This window comes from Martinezella miluonensis (assembly GCF_900094545.1).
Lineage (GTDB): Bacteria > Pseudomonadota > Alphaproteobacteria > Rhizobiales > Rhizobiaceae > Rhizobium > Rhizobium miluonense.
Genome location: NZ_FMAH01000093.1, coordinates 1 through 3,365, shown reverse-complemented (window position 1 = coordinate 3,365; position 3,365 = coordinate 1). Strand labels below are relative to the sequence as shown.

Below are 3,365 nucleotides of genomic sequence, written 5' to 3'. Positions count from 1 at the left end.
GCCTGCAGACCCCATTAAACAGGGGGCGAGATCATCCCGGAACAAAGGGGCGCAATCATCTCGGAACAATGGGGCGGCTTCATCGGAATCGGCATTCCCTGCGGAAAGACTGCCTTCAGATAGTCCAGAAACGCTGACACGCGCGCGCTGAGTAGCCGCCGTGTCGGATAGAGCGCCCAAAGAGCGGTCTCAAATCCTTCCACTTCGCCCCAGCTCACCAGCCTGCCGGAGGCCAGATCGGAGCTGGCGAGCGACAGGGGCAGGCGCGCCGCGCCAACTCCAGCGCGAACGGCGTCGCGAACCATGATGAACGAGGAGAGACTCAGGACCGGCTTTGCCGCGAGGCGCAACTTTCCCGCTGATGTCGTGACCTCCCACGATTCAGCCTGGGCCATCGACCCACGGGTGACGGCAGGAACGGCGTCGCGGCCCGCGGGGCGCGGCAGGCCGGGGCTTGCCACGACGACCAGCCGATCGTGCAGAAAGACCCGGCCGACAAGACTTTCATCCGGCTGCGGATTCACGCGAATGACCAGGTCGTAAGCTTCTTCGATCATATCGACAGCCCGGTCTTCCGTCGTAATCTCAAGTTGAACATCGGGGTATTTCAACACGAATCCAGCTGCAAGCTTTCCCAACGCCGTTTGAGAAAACAGCAGCGGTGCACTGATCCGCAATCGGCCCCGGGGGCTATGCCCACCCACCGCGATGGCCTTCGCCGTTTCGTCAAGCTCGGTCAGCAGCGCGCCCGTTCGCTCGAACAGGGCGCGTCCCTCCTCGGTGAGTTTCAGCATCCGTGCGCCGCGCTCGAACAGGCGCAGATCAAGATTTGCCTCCAGTTCGGCCACGCGTCGGGACAAAGTTGCTTTCGGACGGCCCGCTGCGCGCGCGGCCTTACCGAAGCCTCCGTGGCGGGCGACGAGATTAAAATCGGCAAGCGCGAGAAGATCCATTTGTTCCACCAGTGAGACGATCTGTCCAGATATAGTGTCTATCGGGATCAATGTGGATCACTAATTTGGTGGGTGTCAACTAAACCCCAACCCGGAGTAACCACCATGACCATTCTCGTTACTGGCGCTACCGGCCGTGTCGGCCACCATGTCGTCAACCAGCTCGTCAACCGCGGCGCCAAGGTTCGCGTATTGACCCGCGATCCCTCCAAGGCCAATGTCCCAGCCGGCGTCGAAGTCGCTCGGGGCGACCTGCTCGACATCGATGCCCTGCGTAGCGCCTTCAATGGCGTGAGCACGCTCTTCCTTCTCAACGCCGTCACCGGAGATGAATTCACCCAGGCGATCATCACGCTCAATATCGCTCGTGACGCGGGCGTCGAGCGGGTCGTCTATCTGTCGGTGTTCGAAGCCGATCGTGCGGTGAACGTGCCGCATTTCGCGGTGAAGTTCGGTGCCGAGCGCATGCTCGTGCAACTGGATTTCAGTGCTACCATCCTGCGCCCGACCTACTTCATCGACAATGAGCTGATGATTAAGGACGTCATCCTCAACCACAGCGTCTATCCGATGCCGATCGGCAGCAAGGGTGTCGCCATGGTGGACGCCCGCGACATCGCCGAGGTCGCCGCGATCGAGCTGATCCGTCGCGACCGGGCCCCCGGCAAGCTGCCAATCGAAACCATTAATCTGGTCGGCCCCGACACGCTAACTGGTCCGGACGTGGCGAAGATTTGGTCGGACATCCTCGACCGCCTCGTCGTCTATGGCGGTGATGATCCGAGCGGCTTCGAGCAAAACATCGCAAGCTTCATGCCGAGGTGGACGGCCTATGAGATGCGTCTCATGGCCGAACGCTACGTCAGCGACGGCATGATCCCAGACGCCGGCGACGTCGAGCGGCTGACCAAGATCCTCCGCCGTCCGCTACACTCCTATCGCGACTTTGCGAGCCAGATCGCGCATGCGGGCTAATGGCCGCGCCCTTTCCGAAAAGAGATTCGATATGATCTAAAACTCTGGCTGAATTTGAGATGCTTCCCGGTCCTGGGCCGTCGTCCAAAGCCAATCTAAAAGAAATGTGGATCGTCACTGCTTCTAAGGAGATCGTGCAGGGGAAAGACGGCGACAAAATTGCGATTTGGAAGATGATCGGGAGCGCCTTTAGCACGAAGGCACGAAGCTCGGCATTCAGGCCGGGCTTCGATCTGGTTTTCTAGTCTTGATGCTCGGGCATCGCCTTGAGCTGATCCTTGGTCCAAGAAGTCACGCCATGAATCTCGCCGCTTTCATCGCGCATGAAATCGAGATCGGTCACCCGAACTAATACCGGCTTTGCGCCGATGCCAAGGAACCCGCCGACATCGATCACGACACTGCTGCTGCTGCCGGCTCCGTGCACGTGATCCACCGTTCCGACCTTGTGATCATCGGCTCCATAGATCGATGCGCCTTCCAGATTGGCTTGTGTGAGTTCATCTTTGGTCAGTCGTATGTGGTTGCTATGATCCATGGGTCATTCCTCCATTTTGACTTCGCATTGAATGTTGATTGCTCGCGATCTGTTTCCACGTGAGGTACGCAAACCCGATGGCCTCTGGTCTCCCCGCGATGGTTGTCATCCGCTGAGTGACTTCCTAATGGTGCGCGTGATGGGTGGTATTGCGTTTGCGGGTGGCTGCAGCCTTCTTAGCCGATGCTGATCGCTGGGCGGCGGTGCGGGACGCGGCAGCCTTGCCACCCTTTTCGCCGCCTTTGTGGGCGGCGGGATGGCTTGTGTGCTTGCCTTGTCCGGCTCCGCCGGCCTTCTTGCCGCCGCCATCGTCCTTGTTGACGGTCGCCCACGCTCTTCGCTCGGCTTCCTTCTCCGACACTCCGCGATCCTCGTAGTTTTCAGCGATGTGATCGGCCTTGCGTTCCTGCTTGTCAGTGTACTTGGATTTATCGCCGCGGGGCATGGCCTTTCCTCCTGATTTGATCATGAGGACCAACGACCGCGCGGACGCTTTGTTCCCAAGTCGTAGCCCTTTAAGGAACACGTCACTCCGTTAGGCGACCATTCGGCGCCGTTCGTCTGAGGATGCATCGACACTGGATGCGGCCTCCGTGGACATGATAAAAGACCTTGTCATGCATTTTCGAGGCTTGGCGATCTGACACAGATGGGTCGCGCGTCACATCCCCCTGAAGAGCAATGGCGCGTGGCTGCACCCAGTTTTGCTTTTCCGACATCCAAGGGCGAACGAACATTGATCGAATGTCCCATGTAGAAGTCTCCCAAAGGCACCAGTCTTGTGACGATAGCACTGACCTGGCACTGGAGTGAACCCCTGGGGCTGGACCACGGGAAACGGAAAAACTGATACGCTCTGTGGGCCTCAATCGGAGAAGGCTCATGAAATCCCGAGGTCC

The 3,365-nt window shown here is 59.2% G+C and carries 4 protein-coding genes; 1 reads left to right on the top strand and 3 read right to left on the bottom strand.

Annotated features, from left to right (window positions below):
• Positions 1–14: 14 nt before the first annotated feature.
• Positions 15–953 (bottom strand): LysR family transcriptional regulator, encoded by a 939-nt coding sequence (locus tag GA0061102_RS32370; RefSeq protein ID WP_245298212.1) that lies wholly within the window; start codon positions 951–953, stop codon positions 15–17.
• 105 nt (positions 954–1,058) lie between these two features.
• On the opposite strand from GA0061102_RS32370, the gene GA0061102_RS32365 reads away from it, so the two are divergent.
• A complete protein-coding gene (locus tag GA0061102_RS32365) occupies positions 1,059–1,928 on the top strand; it encodes an SDR family oxidoreductase (protein WP_092856859.1) in 870 nt (289 codons plus the stop codon).
• A 241-nt stretch (positions 1,929–2,169) separates the two neighbouring features.
• Here GA0061102_RS32365 and GA0061102_RS32355 read toward each other — a convergent pair whose 3' ends face one another.
• Both GA0061102_RS32355 and GA0061102_RS32350 read right to left on the bottom strand, forming a co-directional pair.
• Positions 2,170–2,466 (bottom strand): PRC-barrel domain-containing protein, encoded by a 297-nt coding sequence (locus tag GA0061102_RS32355; RefSeq protein WP_092856853.1) that lies wholly within the window; start codon positions 2,464–2,466, stop codon positions 2,170–2,172.
• A 124-nt stretch (positions 2,467–2,590) separates the two neighbouring features.
• Positions 2,591–2,911: a plasmid stabilization protein gene (locus GA0061102_RS32350; RefSeq protein WP_092856850.1), complete on the bottom strand. Its 321-nt coding sequence runs from the start codon at positions 2,909–2,911 to the stop codon at positions 2,591–2,593.
• Between the last annotated feature and the right edge of the window lie 454 nt (positions 2,912–3,365).

Coding starts and splice junctions, on each gene's coding strand:
- GA0061102_RS32370 (WP_245298212.1), bottom strand. CDS start 953: ATGGATCTTCTCGCGCTTGCCGATTTTAATCTCGTCGCCCGCCACGGA.
- GA0061102_RS32365 (WP_092856859.1), top strand. CDS start 1,059: ATGACCATTCTCGTTACTGGCGCTACCGGCCGTGTCGGCCACCATGTC.
- GA0061102_RS32355 (WP_092856853.1), bottom strand. CDS start 2,466: ATGGATCATAGCAACCACATACGACTGACCAAAGATGAACTCACACAA.
- GA0061102_RS32350 (WP_092856850.1), bottom strand. CDS start 2,911: ATGCCCCGCGGCGATAAATCCAAGTACACTGACAAGCAGGAACGCAAG.